The 24,061-nt window shown below is 30.5% G+C and carries 22 protein-coding genes; all 22 read right to left on the bottom strand.

The window, feature by feature from the left end; genetic code table 11:
- Positions 1-8: 8 nt before the first annotated feature.
- The 22 genes from FEF17_RS11180 to FEF17_RS11075 all read right to left on the bottom strand — a co-directional run bounded on the left by FEF17_RS11180 (position 9) and on the right by FEF17_RS11075 (position 23,910).
- A complete protein-coding gene (locus tag FEF17_RS11180; protein WP_139002480.1) occupies positions 9-2,018 on the bottom strand; it encodes an LruC domain-containing protein in 2,010 nt (669 codons plus the stop codon).
- Positions 2,019-2,248: 230 nt separating this feature from the next.
- Positions 2,249-2,734, bottom strand: a complete 486-nt coding sequence (locus FEF17_RS11175; RefSeq protein ID WP_139002479.1) for a glycosyltransferase — start codon at positions 2,732-2,734, stop codon at positions 2,249-2,251.
- A gap of 52 nt (positions 2,735-2,786) precedes the next feature.
- Entirely contained in the window at positions 2,787-3,977 is a 1,191-nt protein-coding gene (locus FEF17_RS11170) for a glycosyltransferase family 2 protein (RefSeq protein WP_139002478.1), read from the bottom strand.
- Positions 3,978-3,981: 4 nt separating this feature from the next.
- The gene (locus FEF17_RS11165; protein ID WP_139002477.1) at positions 3,982-4,602 is read right to left on the bottom strand and encodes a DapH/DapD/GlmU-related protein; all 621 of its coding nucleotides are present in this window, start codon (positions 4,600-4,602) and stop codon (positions 3,982-3,984) included.
- Positions 4,593-5,807, bottom strand: coding sequence for a glycosyltransferase (locus tag FEF17_RS11160; protein WP_139002476.1), 1,215 nt, complete (start codon positions 5,805-5,807; stop codon positions 4,593-4,595). The genes FEF17_RS11165 and FEF17_RS11160 overlap by 10 nt, the downstream gene beginning before the upstream one ends.
- Before the next feature lie 4 nt (positions 5,808-5,811).
- Positions 5,812-6,966 (bottom strand): glycosyltransferase family 4 protein, encoded by a 1,155-nt coding sequence (locus FEF17_RS11155; RefSeq protein WP_139002475.1) that lies wholly within the window; start codon positions 6,964-6,966, stop codon positions 5,812-5,814.
- 5 nt (positions 6,967-6,971) lie between these two features.
- Positions 6,972-8,174, bottom strand: coding sequence for a glycosyltransferase family 2 protein (locus FEF17_RS11150; RefSeq protein WP_211342479.1), 1,203 nt, complete (start codon positions 8,172-8,174; stop codon positions 6,972-6,974).
- Positions 8,175-8,213: 39 nt separating this feature from the next.
- On the bottom strand, positions 8,214-9,200 hold the full coding sequence (locus tag FEF17_RS11145) for a phosphoribosyltransferase family protein (protein WP_139002473.1): 987 nt from the start codon (positions 9,198-9,200) through the stop codon (positions 8,214-8,216).
- Between the two features lie 73 nt (positions 9,201-9,273).
- Complete coding sequence (locus tag FEF17_RS11140; protein ID WP_139002472.1) at positions 9,274-10,755, bottom strand: O-antigen ligase family protein; 1,482 nt, start codon at positions 10,753-10,755, stop codon at positions 9,274-9,276.
- A 9-nt stretch (positions 10,756-10,764) separates the two neighbouring features.
- On the bottom strand, positions 10,765-12,132 hold the full coding sequence (locus tag FEF17_RS11135) for a lipopolysaccharide biosynthesis protein (RefSeq protein ID WP_139002471.1): 1,368 nt from the start codon (positions 12,130-12,132) through the stop codon (positions 10,765-10,767).
- A 4-nt stretch (positions 12,133-12,136) separates the two neighbouring features.
- Positions 12,137-14,518: an exopolysaccharide transport family protein gene (locus FEF17_RS11130; RefSeq protein WP_139002470.1), complete on the bottom strand. Its 2,382-nt coding sequence runs from the start codon at positions 14,516-14,518 to the stop codon at positions 12,137-12,139.
- Between the two features lie 263 nt (positions 14,519-14,781).
- Positions 14,782-15,513, bottom strand: a complete 732-nt coding sequence (locus tag FEF17_RS11125; protein WP_170180999.1) for a TolC family protein — start codon at positions 15,511-15,513, stop codon at positions 14,782-14,784.
- A 15-nt stretch (positions 15,514-15,528) separates the two neighbouring features.
- Complete coding sequence (locus FEF17_RS11120; RefSeq protein ID WP_139002468.1) at positions 15,529-16,716, bottom strand: sugar transferase; 1,188 nt, start codon at positions 16,714-16,716, stop codon at positions 15,529-15,531.
- A gap of 56 nt (positions 16,717-16,772) precedes the next feature.
- Positions 16,773-17,159: a response regulator gene (locus FEF17_RS11115; RefSeq protein ID WP_139002467.1), complete on the bottom strand. Its 387-nt coding sequence runs from the start codon at positions 17,157-17,159 to the stop codon at positions 16,773-16,775.
- A gap of 25 nt (positions 17,160-17,184) precedes the next feature.
- Positions 17,185-18,123 carry a UDP-glucuronic acid decarboxylase family protein gene (locus tag FEF17_RS11110; protein WP_139002466.1) on the bottom strand — a complete coding sequence of 313 codons (939 nt, stop codon included), beginning with the start codon at positions 18,121-18,123 and terminating at the stop codon, positions 17,185-17,187.
- 18 nt (positions 18,124-18,141) lie between these two features.
- Positions 18,142-19,500, bottom strand: coding sequence for a UDP-glucose dehydrogenase family protein (locus FEF17_RS11105; RefSeq protein ID WP_139002465.1), 1,359 nt, complete (start codon positions 19,498-19,500; stop codon positions 18,142-18,144).
- 405 nt (positions 19,501-19,905) lie between these two features.
- Complete coding sequence (locus FEF17_RS11100; protein WP_139002464.1) at positions 19,906-20,190, bottom strand: STAS domain-containing protein; 285 nt, start codon at positions 20,188-20,190, stop codon at positions 19,906-19,908.
- Positions 20,191-20,318: 128 nt separating this feature from the next.
- Positions 20,319-21,038 (bottom strand): LytR/AlgR family response regulator transcription factor, encoded by a 720-nt coding sequence (locus FEF17_RS11095; RefSeq protein WP_139002463.1) that lies wholly within the window; start codon positions 21,036-21,038, stop codon positions 20,319-20,321.
- Positions 21,039-21,047: 9 nt separating this feature from the next.
- Positions 21,048-21,365, bottom strand: a complete 318-nt coding sequence (locus FEF17_RS11090; protein WP_139002462.1) for an Hpt domain-containing protein — start codon at positions 21,363-21,365, stop codon at positions 21,048-21,050.
- Between the two features lie 2 nt (positions 21,366-21,367).
- Complete coding sequence (locus FEF17_RS11085) at positions 21,368-22,957, bottom strand: PAS domain-containing sensor histidine kinase (protein WP_139002461.1); 1,590 nt, start codon at positions 22,955-22,957, stop codon at positions 21,368-21,370.
- Positions 22,957-23,496, bottom strand: a complete 540-nt coding sequence (locus FEF17_RS11080; protein ID WP_139002460.1) for a heme NO-binding domain-containing protein — start codon at positions 23,494-23,496, stop codon at positions 22,957-22,959. The genes FEF17_RS11085 and FEF17_RS11080 overlap by 1 nt, the downstream gene beginning before the upstream one ends.
- Positions 23,497-23,910: a response regulator gene (locus FEF17_RS11075; RefSeq protein WP_139002459.1), complete on the bottom strand. Its 414-nt coding sequence runs from the start codon at positions 23,908-23,910 to the stop codon at positions 23,497-23,499. It abuts the gene before it with no gap.
- Positions 23,911-24,061 lie beyond the last annotated feature (151 nt).

The raw sequence follows: 24,061 nt of genomic DNA, 5'->3' as shown, positions 1-24,061 counted from the left end.
TAAATATTTTAGAATTGAATATTTTCAGTATTTCTATACCCTGGATTATCTTTATACCAATCTTTATATTCTAAGCCACCTGAAATTGCCCATGAATCAAAATGATTGTAAGCCTTATTTACAGCCTTACTTTCTTTTGGCACTTTAAAATCATGTACAATATTAATGGCCCAAGGGAACCCATTATTACTAATATAATTACCATCCTCATCATTATTAGTGCCTTCTACATCAAAAGTATTTAATCCTAGTGTTGTTGTATTCATATAAGCTAAATGAACTTCCTTTTCTCTTAATTTATCAATAATCATAAAGGGGTTAAATGGTGCCATTCCCAAATCATTTGTGCTAATGGGAGATGTAAATTTAACAGATACTTTATGCTCGTTATTTAGCATTGAATTAGAATCGTCAAAAATTATTATTACAGCTTTGTCTTGACCAGCTTCCGTTCCATTTGTGTTTTGATTAATATAATTGTGAATCAAAATATTACCAGAAACAGTTTCTATTTGAGTTGGTAAAATAGAATCTAACTCAATACCAAAACCATTTGTAAAACTTGCACGATTTGATTTTGTATTAATCATAAAATCTAATTGTACAGCTAAACCTTCTGCATTTAAAATAGCAACAACCCTATAATTTACAGCTAAATCATTAAAATCATAATCACCGTTTGTAGGCCATAAATCTTCAAATGCTACAGTTCCCCAACCATATTTACTTGGAGTAAACATCTCGAAAGCTTTATTTGCATCGTCAGGATAGCTGTCATCTCTATCTACAATGCCATCGCCATCAGTGTCAGGATCTTCTTCTATTTGAGTAAAAACTCTAAATGTTGTCAAATCATTTATAGTTCTTCCCAAGTCTGAGTTATTATTGGCGTTAACTCCATAATTATATCTCCAACCACCTGTTTGCGTATCCATAATAATTAAATCAGAACTACTAGCGTTATTGGCTAACCATAATTCTTGATTAGAATCAAACGTCATTGATGTAGGCTGAAATGGCAGATTATCTGCACTTATTCTATAACTTTGATATTCATTGTTTTCATCCAACTCTAATCTGTACAGGCCTGAAAAGGTGCATAAAAACAAAGTACCATCTTCTGCAAATGCTAAATCACCACCACTCGTACTGTGCAAGCCATTAATAATCCAGGTATTTAAATTTACACCATTTGTTGGATTATATGTATAAAGTTTATTTCCAGTAGAAAAATAAAGCAACCCATCTCTATAATTATAATCTAGTCTTGGTCCGCCTCTACCAATATTAGCAACAATTTCCCATGTGTCATTTTCAATAGAATACTTCATTAAAGGATAAGGGCTACTTTTTCCTATGGAATATAAAGTTTTATTCTCTTGATCTATAGCACAAGTCCAGCTGCCCATAGGCATCTCAGATAGGTCGGTAAGGTCTCCTGTAAGAGGGTCAACTTGAAATAATTGTGCTGATCCATTTACGCAATATAAAAAATCGCTTACAATATCAGGCAAACTGGACTTCCCAGCCAAGCTTTTATTTGTTGAAGAGTAATTATATTCTACTTTTTCACTAATAATATTTTCAATTGAGGATGAATACTTTAGATTATCATTCCTTCTTATGTATACTTTATCATAATACTTTGGTAAACTTATTGTTTGACTTAAAACACCCTCAAATGGTACTCCTGAGAAAACTAATTTACTCAGAACATCCGATTTATAGAAACCTTCTGTTACTATTTCTCCTTCTTGGTTTTCAAAAGTTTCTGTTCCTGCATAGTATTTATTTTCAGAATAAGCATAAACATCATATCTCACATTTTTCGTGTTATCATTTATATTAATCTGTACTTCTTGTTGCGTACTAAAATCAAATCCATTGGGAACAATTATGGAAATACCCTCTGCTTCTATTACGGTATTTGACTCTTCAATCTCAGGATCTACGTCGCAAGAACAAACGAAAAAAAATAATACACTAAAAATCGAAAAGCTATTCAAAAGTTTTTTCATAATACTCTAAGGTTGAAAATTGATTTTATAATTAAGTAAAACCTAAGTTTAAAGGTTCACCAACTAAACACAAATTTATTAATAGATTGTGCTTACTTTACAACTAATCTATAATTGACAATTTTAAAAGGTTGGTAAGCCTATTTATGTAGACGAATGGTTTTCAAATTATATCATTTAAGCAGAAAGTCTTTAAAAATTCATAAAATTTTAGAATGCCGGCTCTTTAGTTACTGATTATGATTAAGGCTAGTGTACAGATTTTCGATATTCATTTTTTCTAAATAATCCATAACTGGAAATAAGCTTTGAAACATTGTGAGTCTTATTCCTTTCTTATTTAGAAAGCTTTGATTATAATTTAATATATCAACTTGATTATCTCTAATTGCTTTAAATAATAGAACTATGCTATGATACTTAAATAAACTATTTGAATTAACATATCCCAAATATTTTAGACTAAATTGATTCGACATGAACCTAGCTCCAGCCCTAACTGCTGAATTATCAGATTTAAACCTTTTTATATCCAATATAGAAACGTTAACACAATGCTCCTTAAGTTCCTCCAAAAGATTATAAGTATTGTCTTTACTGTCATTATTCACCAAACATATCTCAATATCTTTTAATTCATTTAAATATTTAGCACATTGGCCTATATCAATATCATTTTCATTATTATAACATATGATTATGATTCCTATTTTCATTTTCTATATTTTGATATGTATTAGAGTTCTTTATTAAAAGTAGTTAATAACATTAAACAGCTCTTTTAGCCCGTTCCCAATTTACAGATTGCGAATTCTTCATATATCGAAAAAATCCAAGTAAAACAGAAAGGTTCATGATGAAAAAATAATAAGGAACAAACAATGCTTTTACTCGTGTAGATCTATTTTCCAAAAACCAACCTAATAACGCGGCAAAATAAAAAAGTATCTGAAGCCAAAATAAAATGGAATATAGGCCAACTTCAAACATTCCTGTGCTATACGCTAGTAAAAAAGAAACTGGAATTATTACAAGCAAACACAAAGGCGTTAAAGTCCATCGTAAGACACGATGAGATATATATTGAAAAGAAAGTGTTCCAAATTTAAATACATTAAGTAAAGACCTCAGCCTTACTATTGATTGAATCCCTCCAGCTGAAATTCTAATTTTTCGTTTTAGTTCTTCTTTTACATTAGCAGAAGCTGTTTCAATAGCATATGCCTCGGGGTCATACTTTATTGTATAACCTTCCTGTGCAACACGTAATGAGATTATAAAATCATCAAGCAAGGTATCTTTTTCAACATGACGATATAATTTTGTTCTAATTGCAAATAATTCTCCAGCTGCCCCAACTACAGAATAAAGTTCTGCATCCCATTTCTTTAAGGTTGATTCATATTTCCAATATAAACCCTCACCTGCGGCGGAGGCAACATCACTTTCTTTATTAATTATGCGCTTTTCTCCAGAGACACATCCTACAGTTGCATCACTAAATTGATTCACAATTCGTCTTATAGATTCTTTACCTAACATGGTGTTAGCATCACTAAAAATGACAATAGGCGTTTTTACAAATTCCATGCCTCTGTTCATTGCTCCTATTTTGCCGTTTCTGGCATCTAAATGGTGTACAGTAGTATTTGGATATTTAATTAACAATTCTGGTGTGCCATCATCAGATCCATCAGTAACCCAAACAATATTTAATTTATCTTTAGGATATTCAAGCTCTAAAGAATTTTTCATTTTGGCCGCTACATAATTTTTTTCATTGTAAGCGGCTATAAATAAAGTTACTTCTGGTACATAAGAGCTATCTAAATCTACTTTTTTACCAATTTTGAAGGTTCTTCTAATCTTAATTATTAAATATAATAGAATACCGTAACCAATATATGTATAGAATACAATAAATAATAATATCCAAAAAAACAGTTTTAAAAATTCCATAAGTTTAGTTTTTAATTTTTTCCCAAGTGCTTGTTTCGAAATTGTATTGTTTTATTATTCTAGCCGGATTACCAACGGCAACTGAATAAGGCGGAACATCTTTAGTCACAATGCTACCTGCTGCCACAATAGAATGCTTGCCGATTGTTACACCAGCAACCACGACCACATTTGCGCCAATCCAAGTTTCATCTTCAATAACGATTGGAGATGTAGAAACACCTTGTTCATGAATAGGAAGTGTTATATCTTCATAATTATGATTTAAACCTGAAAGGGTTATGTTTTGAGCCAAACGTATATCATTACCAATAGTTACCGGACCAATAATAGTATTACTCAATCCTATTTTAGTCCTATCTCCAATAACCACAGGGCCCACACCATTGTTTATGGCCGAAAAATCTTCGATAGTTGATTTGATTCCTAATTCAAATTTGTTCCAAGGAGTTACATCTAAACGCGTTCTTCTTCTTACGTAGGCTCCTTTACCTTTTTTATGGTAAAATGGATTAACAAACCACTTTACCCATAATCTTGGTCTTGTTTGATTTGGAATAAGAATTGACCAATGCGCGAGCTTCTTCAGCCTATTATTAGATTTTATTTTCTCTTTTAATCCCATTTCACTCTGTGTTTGGTAGCTGTTACTATAGCATTGTAAATAGCTTCAACATTATTTGACCAGGTGTGACTTTTCGCTACATTAATTCTTTTTTTAGCACGTTCTTTTGAATCTTCCTTTAATGCCTTTTCTATTAATTCTATGTATTGTTCTTTTGTAGAGCCTAGGTAAACAGAATCTTTAAACATCTCCATGGCTTTAGTTTTAGTTGCAATAATAGGTTTACCCATTGCTAAATATTCATCGATTTTTCGTGGATAATTCCCAATGGTTAAGTTGTTTATCAACTGTGGATTCATCGCCACATCAAACCCTTTTACATAATTTGGGAGTTCAGAACTATCTTTTCTTCCTAAAAAATACACGTTTGGTAAGTTGTGTAATTCGGACTTCTTAAAATCCTCATCTTCTGGCCCAACCAAAACAATACTCCAGTATTTTCTTTCATTTGCAATGTGCTCAAGTAGTTTAATATCAAGCCTTAGTGTTGTTAAAGAACCAACATAACCAATTACTGGTGACGGTATATCATTAAACTCATCAGGTACTTTTATAGTATCATCTTCATCACTAAAATGAGAAACATCACAACCTTGCCCGACCATATAACTATGAGGATTATAGCACAGACCAAACTCAGCAAAAAAGTCAGAGTTAGTTGTAAGCACATCTGCTTTTTCAACAACGTGCGGTTCTATTCTCTCTCCATGCTTTTGCCAATAAGGTACCTTTACAAGATAATCCCTCATATAATATGCATACACTTTTGGTTGAAGCAATTCTTTTAAATGAAGTCCAAGAAACATTGAGCTATCATTAAACAAAATGAAATCTGAAAAGTTTAAACGTTTTATGGCCGATTTAATATCACTTGATAATAAATGAGCATTCCGCTTATTTAAAATTTTAAAAATACTGTGAGAACCAACCCAGTTTATAGATTCTACTGTGTTTTTGGGATAAACATTCCAAAGGTTATCACTTATCTTTTCAAGATTTGGAATTTGCCCTTTTGCTATTCTAATTCTTTTTTGAATTCTTTGATTATTCTTTTGTTTAATTCGTGTTATTCTATCCATTGGTGGATTTACATAAAGCACTCGATTATCTTTAGCAAATTCAAGGGCTATATTTTTGCAATTACTTCCTATTTCAATATCCCATGGTTGAATACCAATAATGACAATATCTTTTCCTTTTATCATAACCTTAGGTGTTAATTTCTTTATATAATTGTTTGTATTGCTCTAAAACTTGAAATGCCATTTTATTCCAAGAAAACTCTTTACTTCGTTTAAGCCCCCTTTGAATTAGCATGTTTTTATAGTTTTCGTCAGAAACAATCTTCAGCATTGCACTAGATATATCCTCTATTTTATTTGGATTAATTAAGTGAGCTGCATTACCTGCTACTTCTGGCATTGAAGAAGTATTTGATGTAATAACTGGAACACCACAAGCCATGGCCTCTATAATTGGTATCCCAAATCCTTCCCTTAGCGATGGAAACAAAAAAAGTTGAGACAACTTATAAATTACTGGCAAGTCGTCATCTGAAACATATCCGGTTAAAATAATATGATCGTAAAGATCTATAGCCCCAATTTCATTTAATAAAATTTTTAGGTAAGCATCTTTATATCCGAGCATCAAAAGCTTTTGTCTGGAATTTGTTCTTCCCAAAAATTCTTTGAATGCCATCAGCACTTTTTTAGTATTCTTTCTTGGATCTTTATTAGCTATATGCAGAAAATAGTTTTCCGGTAATTTATACTTTGATTTTACCCTTGCTATGTGATCAGCATCAATATTTACCGTAAATGTTTTATTCACTCCATTATGAACAGCTTTAATTACCTTGTGTTTTAGCTTAAAATATTTAGTTATGTTCTCTTTTTCAAAATTTGAAACAGTAATAAGACGTCTACTATTCTTTATCACTTTACTCACAATAACCCTTCTATATAGATTGCCGAATTTTTGATATAGAGATGCTTTATTAAATAACAAATTCAACATACTACCTTCCATATAAATAATATCATGAAGAGTTGTAATCAAAGGAATGTTCTTATAATAAGGCGCAGTATTACTAGTACAATGTAATATGTCGCAATTAAATGATTTGGCAATTCTTGGCAATTTAAACTGCTCCCACCATGGATAAGGGCCACCCGGAATTTCTACAACCTTAAAGTTTGCTGTACTTTTAATTGTTGATTTATCCTGGTCAGGTTTTACAAAAATGAAATAATCATTTTCTTTATCTATAACTTGAAGATTTAAAATTAATTCACGTGCTACTATGTCCATTCCATGCTTATGAGGACGAAATAATCTTTGTGCTTCTATACCTATTCTCATAATTTTTAATTTTTGATTGTTCCGTGAACGGTATGAATAAATTTCTTATTCGCTCCTTTAAGTTTGAAAAGCAATAGTGCCATTCTAATAAAAGCCGAGGGCAATGAAATCAATGCTTTAATTGTCTGTAAATTGTAAAATGATCTTGGTAGAGCTAAAACAAATGCAATTACTGTTATAAGCAGATTGAAATACCAGAAATTAGTAAGGCTTGGGTATTCCATGTTAAATATAAATGGTAAAGCAAAATAAATTAAGGATATAAAAAAGGTTAATCCAATAAGCAATATTCTTGGTGGAATCAACATTTGCCAAAGTTTATCAAAGAAATTAATATTACCTTTTAAGAAAAATTCTTTACAACCGCTGCCAAAATATTTTTGTAAATAGACAAACTGTGTTGAAAGCCATCTTCTACGCTGGATGGAAAAATCAGATGATTTTTGAATTTTTTCGTCCAAGACAATGGCATCTTGTAAATATTCAATTTCAATTTTATTCATGGCTAATTTAAACTCTAACTCCTTATCAAAACCTCCAATGGCCTTAACTGATGCCATCATTGATTTAAACAAATTGTAATTAAATGCCATTCCCGAACCTATTAGTCCAGAGGATAAACCCAAAACTCTATGACCTTTTCTAAATATGTGATTGTTTATTTCTTCACTTGCCGCATCTAATATGGCAAATGAGGTATTTAGATTTTTTGCCTTTCTATGCCCCTGAACTATTTGGTTTCCTTTTTGAAAAGCATCATTGATTTTTACCAGAAATTCAGGCTCCATAATATTGTCAGCGTCTAAGACTAAAGCAACATCATAAGGGTTACTTAAGTTGTCCAATGCAAAATTCAAAGCTTTAGATTTTGTACTTCTCGTAAATGACACCTCTATAAGTATAACTGGAAGTTCTTTAAGAGCGACTATTGTTTGCTTTTTTAGAGAATCGGCAATAATTACCACATCAAAATATTCAGTTGGATATTTTTGTTTAAGTGCCATTTTTGCTACATCAACAATCACAGTATCTTCCTTATATGCAGGAATAAGTACCGCTATTTTATCATGGACTTTACTTTTACTAGTTCTACGTTTTTCGTAGAAATGACCAGCAAAAGCAAAAACAAATATGTATAAACTAGACATCGTGAAGTAACCAAATAAACTGTATTCAATTCCTTTTAAAATATATTCTATTAATTGCATAAAAGACATGGCTGTAAAGTGTTTATAAAACCACAATTATTAATTTGGAATTGTTGAGGCCTCTTTAATGGTTTGCTTTTGATTCTGAACTTTGAACTTTCTAATTGTTTCTCTTAGCTTTAATCCATAACGACGAAGAAAAGGAAGGTATTTACCGCTTTTTAAATTATATATCATGGATTCAGAATCATAAATCATTTTAAAATTTTCTGTACAGAATACTGGTTTTTTTGTCTTTCTATTGATTTCAATAGCTTGACCAAAATCACTTTCTACAAATAAATTGTAATTACCTAATTGATATTCCTTTGCTTTATGTCCAGCATGATTGTTAGCTTTTTGTCTCGCCTTCATATCTGGTAAATCCAACATTATTAGCTTATCATAATGAACTCCATTATTCTTCAACCAGGTTTCTGTTTCACTTCTATATTTTTCAAGTCTAGAGGTTACAATAGTCCCTATTTTACTCCCTGGAATATAGAGTGGTGCTGCATTAAGTAAAAAAGACTTATACAAAGCACCATCATCATTTTGATCTTTTGATGGATCAACACAAAGCACACCATCAATATCAAAACATGCTTTTTCAAGCGTTGTATGATTAAAAATATTCCACTGAAAATATCTAGGTGTAGGTATGGCTTCAAAAGCAATATCTGCCAAATTTTTGTTTTCTGGTGTAAAGTAGATTGCACAATATTTAATGTTGAATTTAGACTCTAAATGAATTAAATCATTTTTACATTCTTTTATGGCTGACCCTGAAGCAATAGAATCATCAACCACTAAAATATTTTTATAATCACTTTCATTAAAAAATTGCTTCCTTGCTCCAGATTTGTAGATAACCCCATTCATGAAAGAATGAATATCAGTATATGGTAAATTGAGATATAACGCCATTAAATTAGCTGGTAACATACCACTCCTTGGAACTCCAACAATAAGATCAATATCTCTTGGGATTAAATGAAGTTGTTTAAGAATTACATTGTTTAAATCATCTATACTTCTATAGTTCATAATACTAAATTTTTATAGTACAAACTTACATTTAGACAATACCGCCTTACTGGATATTTCGATGGATAGAAGTTTAGTGTAGTTGAATGGCAGCTTTTTGTTTCAATTTGTCCATTTTAGGTGAAATAAACATAAAAACCATACTAACATACATAAGTATACCTGTTGGCATTTGTCCGAATACACCATTGCCATAAGAGGCCATGATAATTCCGGCCATACCACATACCAAAGCAGCAATTTGGGATTTTAGCCAATCATCCTTTATCTTATACATAACATTATAAGCTCCTGTAATTAAAATAAAAAAGATCATAAATAAATAGTAGATAAGCCCTACTGCACCTGTATCTGCCCAAATCATTACATACCAACTATCTGTAGCAGTATTTGCTAAAAAAGTATGAGGTGTGAAACGTTGCCCCCAATTTCCTGTGGCTCCAACACCACCACCAAAAGGACGGGAAGCAAGATATCCCTTCAATTTATTCTGGTTAGATAATCTTACTTGTAGAGAAGCTTCATTAGGATCGAAAGCCGTGCGCATCCTCCTAATTTCCGCATTACCTTGACCAATCGTTGTATAAGCAAAAAATATAAATATGGAAATGCCTAATATACCTCCTAAAACAAGAAACTTTAGATTCTTTTTAAGAATTAAGAACATAATTCCACCTAAGGCAGGTACAGCAATAGCACCTCGTGTTCCAGAGATTAGCATTCCCAAAAAACCAGCTAATGCTACAAATGCAAAAAATGATTTTAGTTTTAAATTGCCCTTTTTGAAGAAAGCTAAAATGCCAAATACAACTCCGGTATGCGCTTGGGAGGCACCAAATTGTCCTGCATCGGAATAAAAAGAAAAAACTCGAAGTTTTCCAAAAAGGATGTGAGTTTCAGCACCTCCTTGATTTAACCATCGTTGCTCAAAAGGATCTACTCCAAAATGGAATTGTTGAAACCCTTTAAGAGTCCCAAGCAATGACAAAATTCCCCAAATAATAAAAAAAGTATCTAAATCCTTTGACTTGTTAAACAGTATAAATAACAACGGTATGGAAAGCCATTGATAGAAAGCTACACCACGCATGGCGTAAAACCAGGCCTCAATACTTTGAGCCTCGGGATTGCCTATTTGAAGTAAGACATAACCCATCCAAATAGTTACGACCCAAGTTAAACTTGATTTTGCTTTTATCCAATGGATTTTTTCGGCAAATGCTTTGAAAAATAATGCTATATATATTAACACCAATAAGGCATCTATTGTTAAACCCCATGGAGCTGAAACATATCTTCCCGCACCTGTAACAAAGAATCCCAATATAATTAAAAGAAAAATACCCGTTTTTGGTTTTTTAAATATTACATAAAGAAGGGCAATAACAATAAATAGTGTAAGGCACAATATAAAACCTAAAATTTCAATTTTAATAATAACAAAAGCCATTAACAATGCAATAGCAATTACAGGAATTAGAATATTGAGATTAGCTAATCGTAGGGAACCAGAATTGGTTTCAAATGGGTTTATATCATTATTAAATGAACTCATACCTTATTTTTAAACCTTAAATTGTTGTAAAAGAACCTTAGTTTGAAGCCACAGCCCATTATAAAACCTATTACCGCTTTTATATATTTCAATTGAGGTTATTTTACATTCCTTATTAAGGAAGTACCAGCCTAAAACTATTCCAATTGAAGTAAACACCAACGTAGATACGGCAACTAGTTCTAAGGAATTAAAAATGTAAACAGCAATTAAATCCCCAATAATATTTGCGCCTAACATTACTATTACTTTTAAGGCATTAATATTTGGTTTATTAATACTATCTAAACCAATTCCTGTCATTCTATCAATAGGCAAAAGTAGACCATACACCGAAAGTATTCTAACAAGTGTTACAATATTGAAACTTGTAGTAGCTGGGTCTAAATATTGATAACCTGAAATTAATACAACAAAAAATTCAGCAAAAATAAACGTGATTATAGAAATAAATAAGAATAAATATGTTAAAGCGCCAGAGTATGAATGAAATAGGCTTTGTACTTTTTTAATATTTCCTTCCAAACTGGCTTTTGACATTTTGGGAAAAGCTGTAGCAGCAAAACTTCTCAACGGAATTTGTTGTAATTCTGTTAATTTTAATGGAATACTAAACAACGCAACTGCAGCACTTCCCAGAGGGCTTATACTTATAATAAGTATGTCTGCATTCCTTAATAGATTTGTTCCAATTAATGTAAATGTACTATACTTACCAAAATTTAATAGAGTTTTATTGGTTGCTTTATTCGCCTTTTTTATGAACTTTAAACCGTCCCAGTTTTTAATAACACAGAGCGTAGATGTAAAAAGGTTTATGATAATCAATGTCCAAACTAATTCAATTACAGAAAGTTTAAACACGATATAATTAAGGACTAGAAACAAAAAGAACAAACCACTATTAATAGATTTTATAACAAGAATTTTTCCGTAATTCATTTTTGCCTGCATTACAACAAGCGCATTGTTCCATGGTAGGTTTACAAATGCCAATATAGGGTACCAAGAAAAAAAGAGAACATAACCAGAATTGTTTATAGAATCTTTAAATAGAAACTTAAAACCAATTAGCAATGCTACTATTATCAGAGTAGTAACAAAGCTTATAAATACATTAGAACCTATTAATTCAGCGCTTTCCTTTTTAGACGCACCACTTAAAAATCTAACTAAACCATTATTAGTTACTCCAAAGCGTAACATTTCAACTAAAGCTCCTCCCGAAACAAATAACACCCACTGTGCAAAATATATTGGATCTAGGTCCCTAGCTATCAAGGCAAAACTACCAAGACCAAAAACAGCGATAATGAGGTTTCCCGCTAATGACAAGAAATTATCTTCTTTTAAAATTTTTGCTATAAAATGATACATTTACTTATATATGACTTTCTGAATAAAACTGTAGTCTAAGAATATTTTTTATCCGTCTTCTGAATTTCGATCTTTCCTTAACCAACTCTCCTACGAGTGCCTCAACCTCATTCAATTCCACACCATTTATAATGAATTGTAACTTAGAAGGTGTAAGCTCTTTGACGTTATTTAACAAACTCTCATCCGCTTTAGACCAAAGTCTGTTTGACCTACACACGAGTAATGCTATGTCTGTATTTATCATTAAATCTGCCGGATAATTAATTTCCAAAATATTCGGCAATTCTATAATTACAAAATCAGAATCTTGTTTTATTTTCGCAGAGATGTTACGATTCAAGTCTTCAAAAGTTTTAGCATTATAAAAGGTTTTATCTACCTTATATGCTTTCACATCTATACCATCTGTTTCTTCAGTAGACGTTTTTAAAAATGGATGGCTATAGTCATTTCTTGGGTCTTGATACCCTAAAAGTTTATGCAGACGAGAATGCTTGGTTTTATTATTTTTTTGTTTTTCAATATTTGAATGATTAAGGAATAAAACTGTTTTACCTGATTGCTCTAGTTTTCTAGCAATATTATTTGCAATTACTGTTTTACCTTCGTCCTTTTGCATGCTAAAAATAGTAATGACCTTAGGCTGATTGAAGGTATTTTGCTTTTTAAGGGTATGATTTAAGTTTTGCATAAAAATGTCCATCAATCTATCTTGAATACTAACTAAATCTATTTGACTATTTGATTTAAAAAGTTTAGCTAGCATTCCCATTGCAGGAATATTAAGTTTCTCTTCTGCTATATCAATATTTTTCAAGGTATTATCAAAATATTCCATAACCAAAATGACCCCTAATAGCATAATAAAACTTACTAACAAAACGGCAATTATTATCAATTTCCTTTTTGAAGGCATTGGTTTTAAAGGGAAATATGGTGGGTCTACTGCTTTTAGATTACTAGATAACTGGGTGTCTTGATACTTTAATTTAGCAAGATTTAGTCCGTGTAAAATCTCAAGGTATTCTTCTTCGGCTACATTAATTTCACGCTCTATACGTTTAAGATTTGCCCCTGCTGGTGCATAATTGGCATATTTTTGTTCAAACTCTTTATTACGTGTATCCATAACATTAAGTTTAGCCTTTAGGTCTTCAGTCTCCACTATCTGATCTACCCATTGAGGTAAAACTTTTTTTATAGGAACCCCTTCGACGCTATTTTGAAATGAATATAATTGACTAACACTAGATTCTATTTCCTTTTCTAGATTATTAGCTTCTTTTTTTAAGCTATTAAGATTATTTAAACGTTCTTCAGATTCTAAAGATTTAGCTTCCATCATTACAATCTTATATTGTAAATCTCCCAGAAGCTTTTTGTTTTTTAATATCTTATCATTCTTATTCTGAATTAATTCTTGAATTTTTAGCTTTTGTTCTAGTTTTCTAGTTGAAGCCTCTGAACCAGCAAGATCAGCTCTTTTATTGCTATATTCTACTTCTAACTCTTCCTTAACAATAGCCACAGCCTTACTTTGCTCATAGTAATTAATTATACTATTATCTTGATTAAATTTTAATAGTCTTTCTTCAATAGCAGTTAAGTTTTTTTGTGATTTTTCAAGTTGTGCTTCAAAATACTTAACCACAGCATCAGACCCGTTTTCTTTTAAATCTTTATACTTTCTAATGCATACCTCATTAAAAATGGCTAAGGTTTGTTGACAAATAGCTGGATCATCCGCCTCATAACTGATTTTTACTAAATCACTATTAGAGATTCTGATAGATTTCACCTTTGACATAGTTTCTAAAGAATATACTGGGTGTTCAAAATTTAATAATGAATAAACAAAATTCACATTATCACTATTCATTAAAGCCATTAGATTAGTAACCGTTTGCTCATAATCTATCTTATTAATAGATTCAGGTAAAGACTTTACACCCCCATTTTCATAATTTTCTGAAAATTCATTTTCAGTATTAGTTTTAGATGATTTTACAACATATTTGTATATGTCTTGTGGTATTTCATTTTTAAGTTCATTATAATTTTTACTTGAAATAAATCTATCATCAGGTCCATCTAGTAATAAATGTTGACTCAATAATCTAACGGCAACTTCCTCTTGAGTTTCTCTTGAATTAATAATGTTAATTAAGTTATCAAATGCAATATTGGACGCGAAATAATTAAAGGACTTATCCATATCAATGGATGAGCCAGAAGCCAAACCTGTAAATAGCATTGTCTGTGAGTAATATTTATGATTTGGATTACTTGTTAGTAGTATTGCAAGACAACCAATCAGTAATGGCACAAAAATGAGTATTACTTTATGTTTTAATATTAATTTTATGAAGTCTATCAGTTTCATTTTTTGGGGATTAAAATAATTTTAATAACCTTTTAATATTTTAAATTAATTTTAACTTTTTTTAATAGGTCAAACTTACATTCATAATAAAGATACTGGTGATATATTTCGATGGTTAGAACTTATGTGTAGTTGAATGGAATCTTTTTTATGTCAAAAAATTGCATTTTAATTTAATTTGAAAATTTGGCTAGATGTAAAAGAGAGTTTACTTAAAAAAAGCCTTAATGGGAAGAGTTATTGTTAGATATATAAATGATTATTTAGTTAATTTGAAAGCCAACTAAGTTTTCTAACAATTTTTTAGAAATTAAAAAATCTGATTTTGCCTTCATGAATTCAGCTGCAATTCTTGATGTCATGTCTGAGATTCTAACATATTCTGTAATCTCAACTAGCCCATTTTTAAATTCCTTTTCTACCATTTCCATGTTTACTCTGGCATTACCAATGTTTTCAGATCTTAATTCAAGTAAACTTTGCTTAAGCACCAAATCTTCATAATATCTAATCACAATTTCTATTAACTCATCTTCTTGTGATTTCACCATGCTTTTAGCCTGCTCATATTCTGCCTTGGCTTGCTTTATTTGAGATTTCCGGTTTATAACATCAAAAACAGGGATTTTTAAATATAACCCAACGTTATAATTAAATTGTTGTGTGTTACTAGCAAGATTTACTGTTGAATTATCTCCAGTTACTGTAGCAAAATTATTGAATGTTCCATATCTTGAATCAGCTTGAATACCAAAGTTTCTAGTCCAATATTTTCGTTTGGATTTTAAATTAGATTCCTTGGCTTCTATTTCTAAACGTCTATATTTCACCAATCCATTATTAACTTTTGCAGAATCTATTAATGTCTGTAATGATGGTATTAGAAGTTCAATAGATTCTGATTTAGAATCAGAAACCTCATTCTGTGCCTCAACTTGTTGAATTGTTAGGAAAAAAAGGAACACATATACTATTAATTCTATCTTTCGTTTCATAATTAATTTCATTTGTTAAACTGAACTTTTTTGCATTAGAGCAGGTATTGTTTTCAAAATTATTTGAACATCATACCAAAAAGAATAATTGTTCCCTATAAAATAATCAGCATATTTACTATCTAACTGCATTCGTTCTTGTTCCGACATATCCCCACCTTTTCCGCGCAATTCAACTTGCCATAATCCTGTTATACCTGCCGGTGCCAGAAAGCGTTTTGACAACTCATCTTTGGTAAGTAGTTCTGCCTCATAAACAGGTAACGGACGATTTCCAACGATAGACATGTCTCCTTTTAAAACATTAATTAATTGAGGTAATTCATCTATACTTGTATTTCTTATAATTTTCCCAACTTTTGTAATTCTAGGATCATCTACTATTTTTATAAACGTAGATTTGTTTTTTTCGACTTCTTTTTTCTGATAGTTATACCAGTAATCACATATTTCATTATTGTCTACATGCAGGATTGGAGAACAAAACTGACCCTCTTTTAACTTTTCGCATTTGGGACAGACTTTATTTAAGTTTATTGTTACTTCTGCTTTTTCTGAATTATATTGATTTTTTTCTTTTGCTAGTTTTTTTATTAATTCATCAGATCCTGTTCTCATGGACCGTAGTTTATAAAAATCAAAGGTTTTCCTACCAACGCGTTTTGCATTGTAATAGACTTTACCCTTAGACTCCAAACGAATAGCAAGCATTATAATTAACAATAACGGGGATAGAGCAACTAATGCCAATGAAGCAAAAACAATATCAAACGCTCTCTTAGATGTCGGTATCTTATACGCTACTTTTTGATCTAAATCTTTATTTACTTTTTTTTCATTTCCTTTAAAATACTGTAATGATTGTGCTTTGTCTATTATGTGGTTAACCTCTGTACTTTTAACAACAAAATAATCGCTAATACCTTTCTTAAAAGATTGTTCAAAAAGGTTTTTGTTATATTCTTCAGATAATAATATAAAAGGTGTGTCCTTTATTGATGGTTCTTCTACAATACTTTCATATAAAAACATTCCACTATTACCAGGTAAATTATAACTACATATAATAACAGATATATCCTTTATTTTGTTTAAAAATTTTAAGGCTTCTAGAGAATTGCTAGCTGTAATAATTTCAATATTTTTTTCTTTAGCACAGCGGCTATAACTTTCTGGTGAGTTTCCTACATAAAGTATAGTCATAACAAAAATATTTAATGAGTTTTTATGATTAGATTTGATTTAAAGAGCAGTTAAGTTTACCAATTACTAGAATAATGAATTGGGAATAAATTCTTTTTAACTACTTCCTCAAGTTCCTCTGGATTAAATGGTTTCATCAGGTAATCCTGAGCTCCTAATTGATAACATTTTATACGTTCTTTACTCTCAGTGCGACCGGAAAGCATTATAACTGGAGTGTGCTTGGTATAACCCTTTAACCTAATTTCTTTCAAGAAATCGAAACCATTCATTTCAGTCATTTGAATATCACTTATAATTAAATCTGGCAAATCCTGCTCTAACCAAATTAATGCCTGTAATCCAGATGTTTTAGTAACAACATTATATTGCTTTGATAAAAAGTGCTCTAATAATGCACATGTTGTTAATTCGTCATCAACAATTAGTATTTTTTTCTTCATGATTTTGAATATATATGCTATGGAATTAGATAATCGTTTGAAAAAACTTAATCGTTTTTTCTAAACCAGTTTCTAGTTTTATATTGGGGGTCCAGTTAAGTTCTTTTTTCGCAATAGAAATCTCTGGTTTTCTCATCAAAGGGTCATCAGACGGTAAAGGTTGGTATACAATTTTTGACTTTGACCCCGTCATCTTTATAACTTTTTCAGCAAGCTCAACAATTGTAAATTCGCTGGGGTTTCCTATGTTTACAGGTCCAGTAAAACTATCTTCTGTTGCCATCATTTTAATCATACCTTCAACTAAATCATCAACATATTGAAAACTCCTAGTTTGCTGACCTACACCATAAACGGTAATATCTTGGTTTTGTAAGGCTTGAACAATAAAATTAGACACCACTCTACCATCATTAGGATGCATTCTTGGACCGTAAGTATTAAAAATTCTAACAATCTTTATTCTAACATTATTTTGTTTATTATAGTCACTAAATAATGTTTCTGCAGCTCGCTTACCTTCGTCATAACAAGAACGTTCTCCAATAGGATTTACATTTCCCCAATATAATTCTGGTTGAGGATGAATCAACGGGTTACCGTATACCTCACTTGTAGAAGCTTGCAATATTTTCGCATTAACTCTTTTAGCTAAACCCAACATATTTATGGCTCCCATTACAGAAGTTTTTATAGTTTTAATAGGGTTATATTGATAATGAACAGGTGAAGCTGGACATGCTAAGTTGTATATTTCATCAACCTCAATATGGAATGGGTTAATAACATCATGACGAATCAACTCAAAATATGGATTACTTAATAAGTGTATAATATTTTGCTTTTGTCCTGTGAAGAAATTATCTAAGCAAAAAACTTCATTTCCTTCATTTAATAATCTTTCACAAAGATGAGATCCAACAAAACCAGCTCCTCCGGTTACAAGAATTTTTTTTCGTATCATAATAATTAATTAAAAAATTTAATATGATAAACTTAATTTTGGTTTTAAAATATCGCTATCAGTATTAACACCAATGCAGAAATAATCAAATCCAATTTTTTTCAGCTCACTTTTATCATAGATGTTTCTTCCGTCAAAAACTGCAGGAACATTTAATAACTTGTGCATTATTTTAAAATTTGGAATTCTAAATTCTGACCATTCTGTCAAAACAGCTAAACAATCAGCATTTATTAAAGTCTCATATTGATCTTCACAATAAGTTATTGCATTTCCAAAGTGATGTTTAGCTTCATTTAATGCCACAGGATCATATGCCCTTACATTAGCACCAGCCGCTAATAATTTTCTAATAATTTCTAATGATGGGGCTTCGCGCATGTCATCGGTTTGTGGCTTAAAAGAAAGGCCCCATAAAGCCACTGTTTTACCTTTTAGATCGCCATCATAATATTTCATTATCTTATTAAACAGAATGGACTTCTGAGAATTATTTACAGCTTCGACTGCTTTTAAGACCTTTAGTTCGTACTGATATTCTTCTCCAGTTCTAATTAAGGCTTGTACATCTTTAGGAAAACACGAACCTCCATATCCAATACCTGGGTAAAGGAATTTGTTGCCAATTCGGGTATCTGAAGTTATACCTTTTCTTACTTTATTTATATCTGCTCCAACAATTTCACAAAGGTTTGCAATATCATTAATAAAACTAATTTTAGTAGCTAACATAGAATTTGCTGCATACTTAGTCATTTCTGCAGATATAACATCCATAAATATAATTGGGTGCCCGTTAAGCGTAAATGGTTTGTATAGCGTATTTAAAAGTTCTTCTGCTCTGGTACTTTCAACCCCAACCACTATTCTATCTGGTTTTAAAAAGTCGTCTATAGCAGCACCTTCTTTAAGAAATTCTGGATTTGAAGCTACATCAAAATCAATGTTAACTTTTCTTTTATCTAATTCTTCTTTGATAGCGTTTTTCACTTTTAACGATGTACCAACGGGAACCGTACTTTTAGTAACTACGAGTGTATAATCATTCATATGTTTACCGCAATCTCGAGCAACTTGAATAACATACTTTAAATCTGCACTACCATCTTCATCTGGAGGTGTTCCAACAGAAATAAAAACAACATCAGAACTCCTAACGGCATCCGATATTTTTGTTGTAAAATGCAATCTCCCTTTATTCATATTCCTGGTAATCATTTTCTCTAATCCAGGTTCATAAATTGGGATAATTCCATTTCTTAGGTTATCAATCTTTTGTTGATCAACATCAACACATGTAACATTAATACCCACTTCTGAAAAACAAGCGCCTGTTACAAGTCCAACATAACCGCTTCCAATAATTGTTATATTCATAATATTAATTTTTTATGAAACAAACTTACTTTGAAAATCAGCCTTGCGACGTTATATTTCGATGAATAGAAGATTGATGTAGATGAGTGATTTATATTTACTGTTAAAACAGTTTAAGAAAATAACTACTCAACAATTGAGGTTTTGATAGATAAAACCCTTTGGTAAATATTATAGGAGATTTATAGAATAATTTTTTTCTACACGCAACAAAGTTTATTTGATTTAAAGCTTTTATGAATATAATATGGAAATATAGATCATTAAATAATTATCGTTTATAAAAATAAAAAACGGCAGCCTTATTAAATAAGACTACCGCTGCTATTAACTCTCAAAAGAGAAGAATTAATTATTAATAGATTGCATTACAAGTATTTATTTCATTTAACTCACTTATAAAATCTAGCGTTTTTCTAAACCACTACTCACGAAATCTTGATAAATTTCTTTGCATCCGTTTCCAGTAATCCAAAAGTTTTGGTTTCTTCTTAAAGTACTTTTATATAAATTCCTTAATGTTAACATACCAAAGGCATCAATTTCGTTCACAAAATCTATATTTATAGTTATGCCGTGTCCAAGCTCTTTTAATAATTCAATATGCTTGAGAAGAAAATTACTTGTGAGGGCATTAAGGTTTCCCCTTAAAAAGTAAACACCATTATTTTCAGTAATTTTTAGTGACATCTTTATCTTGTTATAAGTATTTATATAAACAAAGATGCTATTTATTATACCCTAAGTATTATTATTTTCGGCAAATAAACAAAATGTGTAGATGGATGACACAGGACCACTGATAATTAGTTAAATGCTTATAGAAGATTAAGTCGTTTCATTAATTCAGGACGATTTGATCGACTTACCGGAATAACATCTTTCTTAATTAAAACACTATTGTCTTCAATGTCAATTATTTTTTTAATATTAATTATGAAAGATCGGTGCACCTTTAAAAATAAATCTATTGGTAATTTATCTTCTATTTTTTTTAAAGTAGAGTGAACCGTATAGTTTTTATTTTCTGTTTTTATTTGAATATAATCCCCTTTTGCCTCAACCAAATAAATACTCGGAATATCAATTTTAATTAAACGTCTATCAATATTTACATATAAGTCATTACCTGAAATAGTCTCTATATTTTCTGTACTAGAACTCGTATCCTCTAAATTGGATTTTGACACCAAATTATTGGCCTTCGTAATTGCCTTAGAAAAACGCTCGGGTGCAATTGGCTTTACCAAATAGTCTACAATACAGTCATATTCAAAGGCTTGTATAGCAAAATTCGCATCAGATGTTGTAAGCACTATTTTTGGAGGGTTCTTTAAGGTTTGAATAAAATCAATTCCATTAAAGTCAGGCATGTGAATATCTAGAAAAATTAAATCAATTTCATTTTGATTTAAAAACTTTATTGCTTGAATTGCATTAGGAAACTCCTCTATAACGCTTATGTTGTTAAAACTTGAACAAAAATGGCTAATAATAGCTCGAGAAGCAGCCTCATCGTCAATAATAATACAATTCATATATACTAATTATAACTTTTTTAAATAATTAGTTATGTTTATTAAAATAGATTCGAATTCTTGACTAAGGTTGGTATTGCCTTTTAATAAATTATTCTCGAATGCTACAGCAATCTCATAACTTTTTTCAAGGCCTAAAATACTAATTTTATGTTTAAGTTTATGTACGTTTCCTGCTGCTAACTTAAAATTATTGGATTTATAATTGTGGTAATAATCCTTCTTCTCAATTGGAAACTCATCCTTAATAATCATTATAAGTTTTTCTTCAAAACGTTCATCCCCTCCAGACATACTATTAATATATGATAAATTAGGTTGCTCCATACTTATTTTTTTAAAGTAAAATAAAAGGTGGTTCCTTCATTTACTACTGACTTTAGCCAAACTTCACCACCATGAAGGCTCACTATCTTTTTAACTATAGACAAACCAATGCCTGAAGAGTCTTTACTTTTATTTAGATAGTTAAATATTTTAAATATTTTCTCATGATGTTTTTCTTCAATCCCAATTCCATTATCCTTAACCGAAAATTCAAAATGATCATCAAACTCTTGGCAATTAATTTCTATAAATCCTTCTTCTTTATCACAATACTTAATCGCATTACCGATTAAATTTTGAAACAGTTGTTCCAATTTGATTTTATCACCATTTATAAATGGTAATTTGGAGTTAACATTTAAGGAAATATGCTTTGGTAAATAAATAGTTCGTTTAACTTCTAATAAAACATCATTCAAATCAACAAGTCCTTTTGAATGTTTTTGTTCACCAAGGCTTGAATAAGTTAGAATGTTGGATATAAGCTGTTCCATTTTTTCTAAAGTAGTTTCAATGAGTCCAAAGTTTTCTATACTTGTTGCGTCCAACTTTTCAATATTATCTTCCTTCAACCAACTTACCAAAGCATTTATACTACGCAACGGTGATTTTAAATCATGGGAGACTACATGTGCATACTCATGTAACTCGTCATTACTTTTTTCAAGTTCATTTAGTAATTTTTCCTTTTGTTCTTGCAATTTTTTAAAAGCGGTAATATCCAAATGAATACCTATTGAACCTATAACTTGCCCCTCTAGATTGTAATTTGGCGCCCCACTAACCAACCAATATCTTATTTTACCATGTTTGTTTTTAACTTTTAACTCGTAAGAATTTGAATGACCCTTTTGCCTTTTTAAATTTTCTTCTTTAATAATTTGAGCAACCTCACTATCTAGAAATATGTCACTGGCTCTCTTACCAATGAGTTCCTTTTGTGCATAACCAGACATCTCACAAAAACTTAAATTGCACAATAAAATTTCGTCATTATTATTTACCTCCAGTAATCCTAAGTTCATGTTTGCTGTAATAGCGCGATACTTCTCTCTTTCAGCCTCTAAACTTTTTTGATACTTATTTTCTTGAGTAATATCTCTCAATATACCTTGAGCTGCAACAGCTATTCCTTTATCATAAATAATGCTAGCATTTACATGAACATGTTTTACGTAATTTCTATTTGTTTTTATGTTAATTTTAAAGTCCTTAATAGAACCTTCTTTCTGGAGCTTTTTAAACGATTGAGAAACATAATCAATATCTTCTGGAAGTACCATACTCATTAGGTTTTCTTCCGCCTTAACAGATTTAAAATCAAATAAGTCAGCTGCAGTAACATTCATTTTTAAAACATTTCCTGCCATATCTATAATAACATAGGCATCAACAATATTTTCAAAAACGCCTTGAAGTTGAGAGTCTGTTCTTGTTAATTCAGATTCTACTTCTCTATACAATTCTTCTATTTTCTTCTTGGAATAGTAGAGTTCTGTAGATTTTTGTTCTAAAATTTTTTCAGCAGATTTTCTTGCCTCTTTTTCTCGTTTAAGGGCTCGCTTTAATATGTCAATATTATCTTGACTCATTAATTTTTATTAATAATAAACTTAACCTCAGTACCATCTTCCTTTATTTTTTCCAATATTATAGAAGCGGTGGTATTAAAGTGTTCAAAGGTTTTATTCATTAATCCTAAACCAAAATGATGCATTGCTCGACTAGATTTGTAAATCATTATTAAGGAATTATCCGTTCTTTCCACAAGCTCAAACGTAGGCAACTCAGCATCTGGATAAATTTTAATTACCTCGACGTGGATATGATTTTCAATAGAAGCTAACATTTCAATAGGATCTGTATACGTTTTAAAAAAAGATGGATAATTTTCCTCTAAAACTGAAAAAAAATGCTCTGCATATACTAAGAGCAAATCATCAATTGAAATACCAGTATATGAACTTAAATTTTTCAATAATTGAAGCATTTCAGAAAAGTCATATGTCCCCACTGAAGTATAGGCCCCACCAGACTCCAATTCCGATTGTTCAATGATTTTATCAACCATTTCTAAACCAAATTTATCTTCAACTAAATCTAAGAATTCCGTAAATACAATACCTTTCATTTAAATTTTTATTAATTCATTAATACTCCAATAGGACAAAATATTTTTAATTTTAAAGACATAATCCTCATATTTTAAAGGTTTCAAAACATAGCCTGCTATTCCAATTTTAAAACATTCTAATAAATCTCTTTTATTATTTGATGTTGTTAAAATAATAGTAGGTAAATATTTCAAATTATTATCTTCTTTTAAGATTTTTAAAAACTCAATGCCATTAATTTTTGGCATATTTAAATCTAGTAAAATTATATCTGGTAAGGCTTCTTTATTCTTTAAAATTTCTAAGGCCTCCTCACCGTTATTTGCTTCCACAATTTTATGATTGAGTTGAAGCGAAGATATAGCCCTATTCAACTTCATAACTTCTATCATATCATCTTCAATAAGCAAGATTTTTAAACAATTATTCATTATACGTTTTTTAACTGTGAAAATAGAACAAATCTATGCGTTGCATAATAAGCATTCGATTAATTGAATTTAAGTATAGTTGAGATGCAATTAAGTGTCGATGAATGGTTTTTAATAAAATTTCTAAATTTTAATAAAAAGCTTTGGGAAG

The sequence above is a fragment of the Hyunsoonleella aestuarii genome (genome assembly GCF_006148925.1).
In the GTDB taxonomy this organism is placed as follows: Bacteria; Bacteroidota; Bacteroidia; order Flavobacteriales; family Flavobacteriaceae; genus Algibacter_D; species Algibacter_D aestuarii.
The sequence above is the reverse complement of the archived record's forward strand: the minus strand, read 5'-3'. Positions and strand labels throughout refer to the sequence as shown.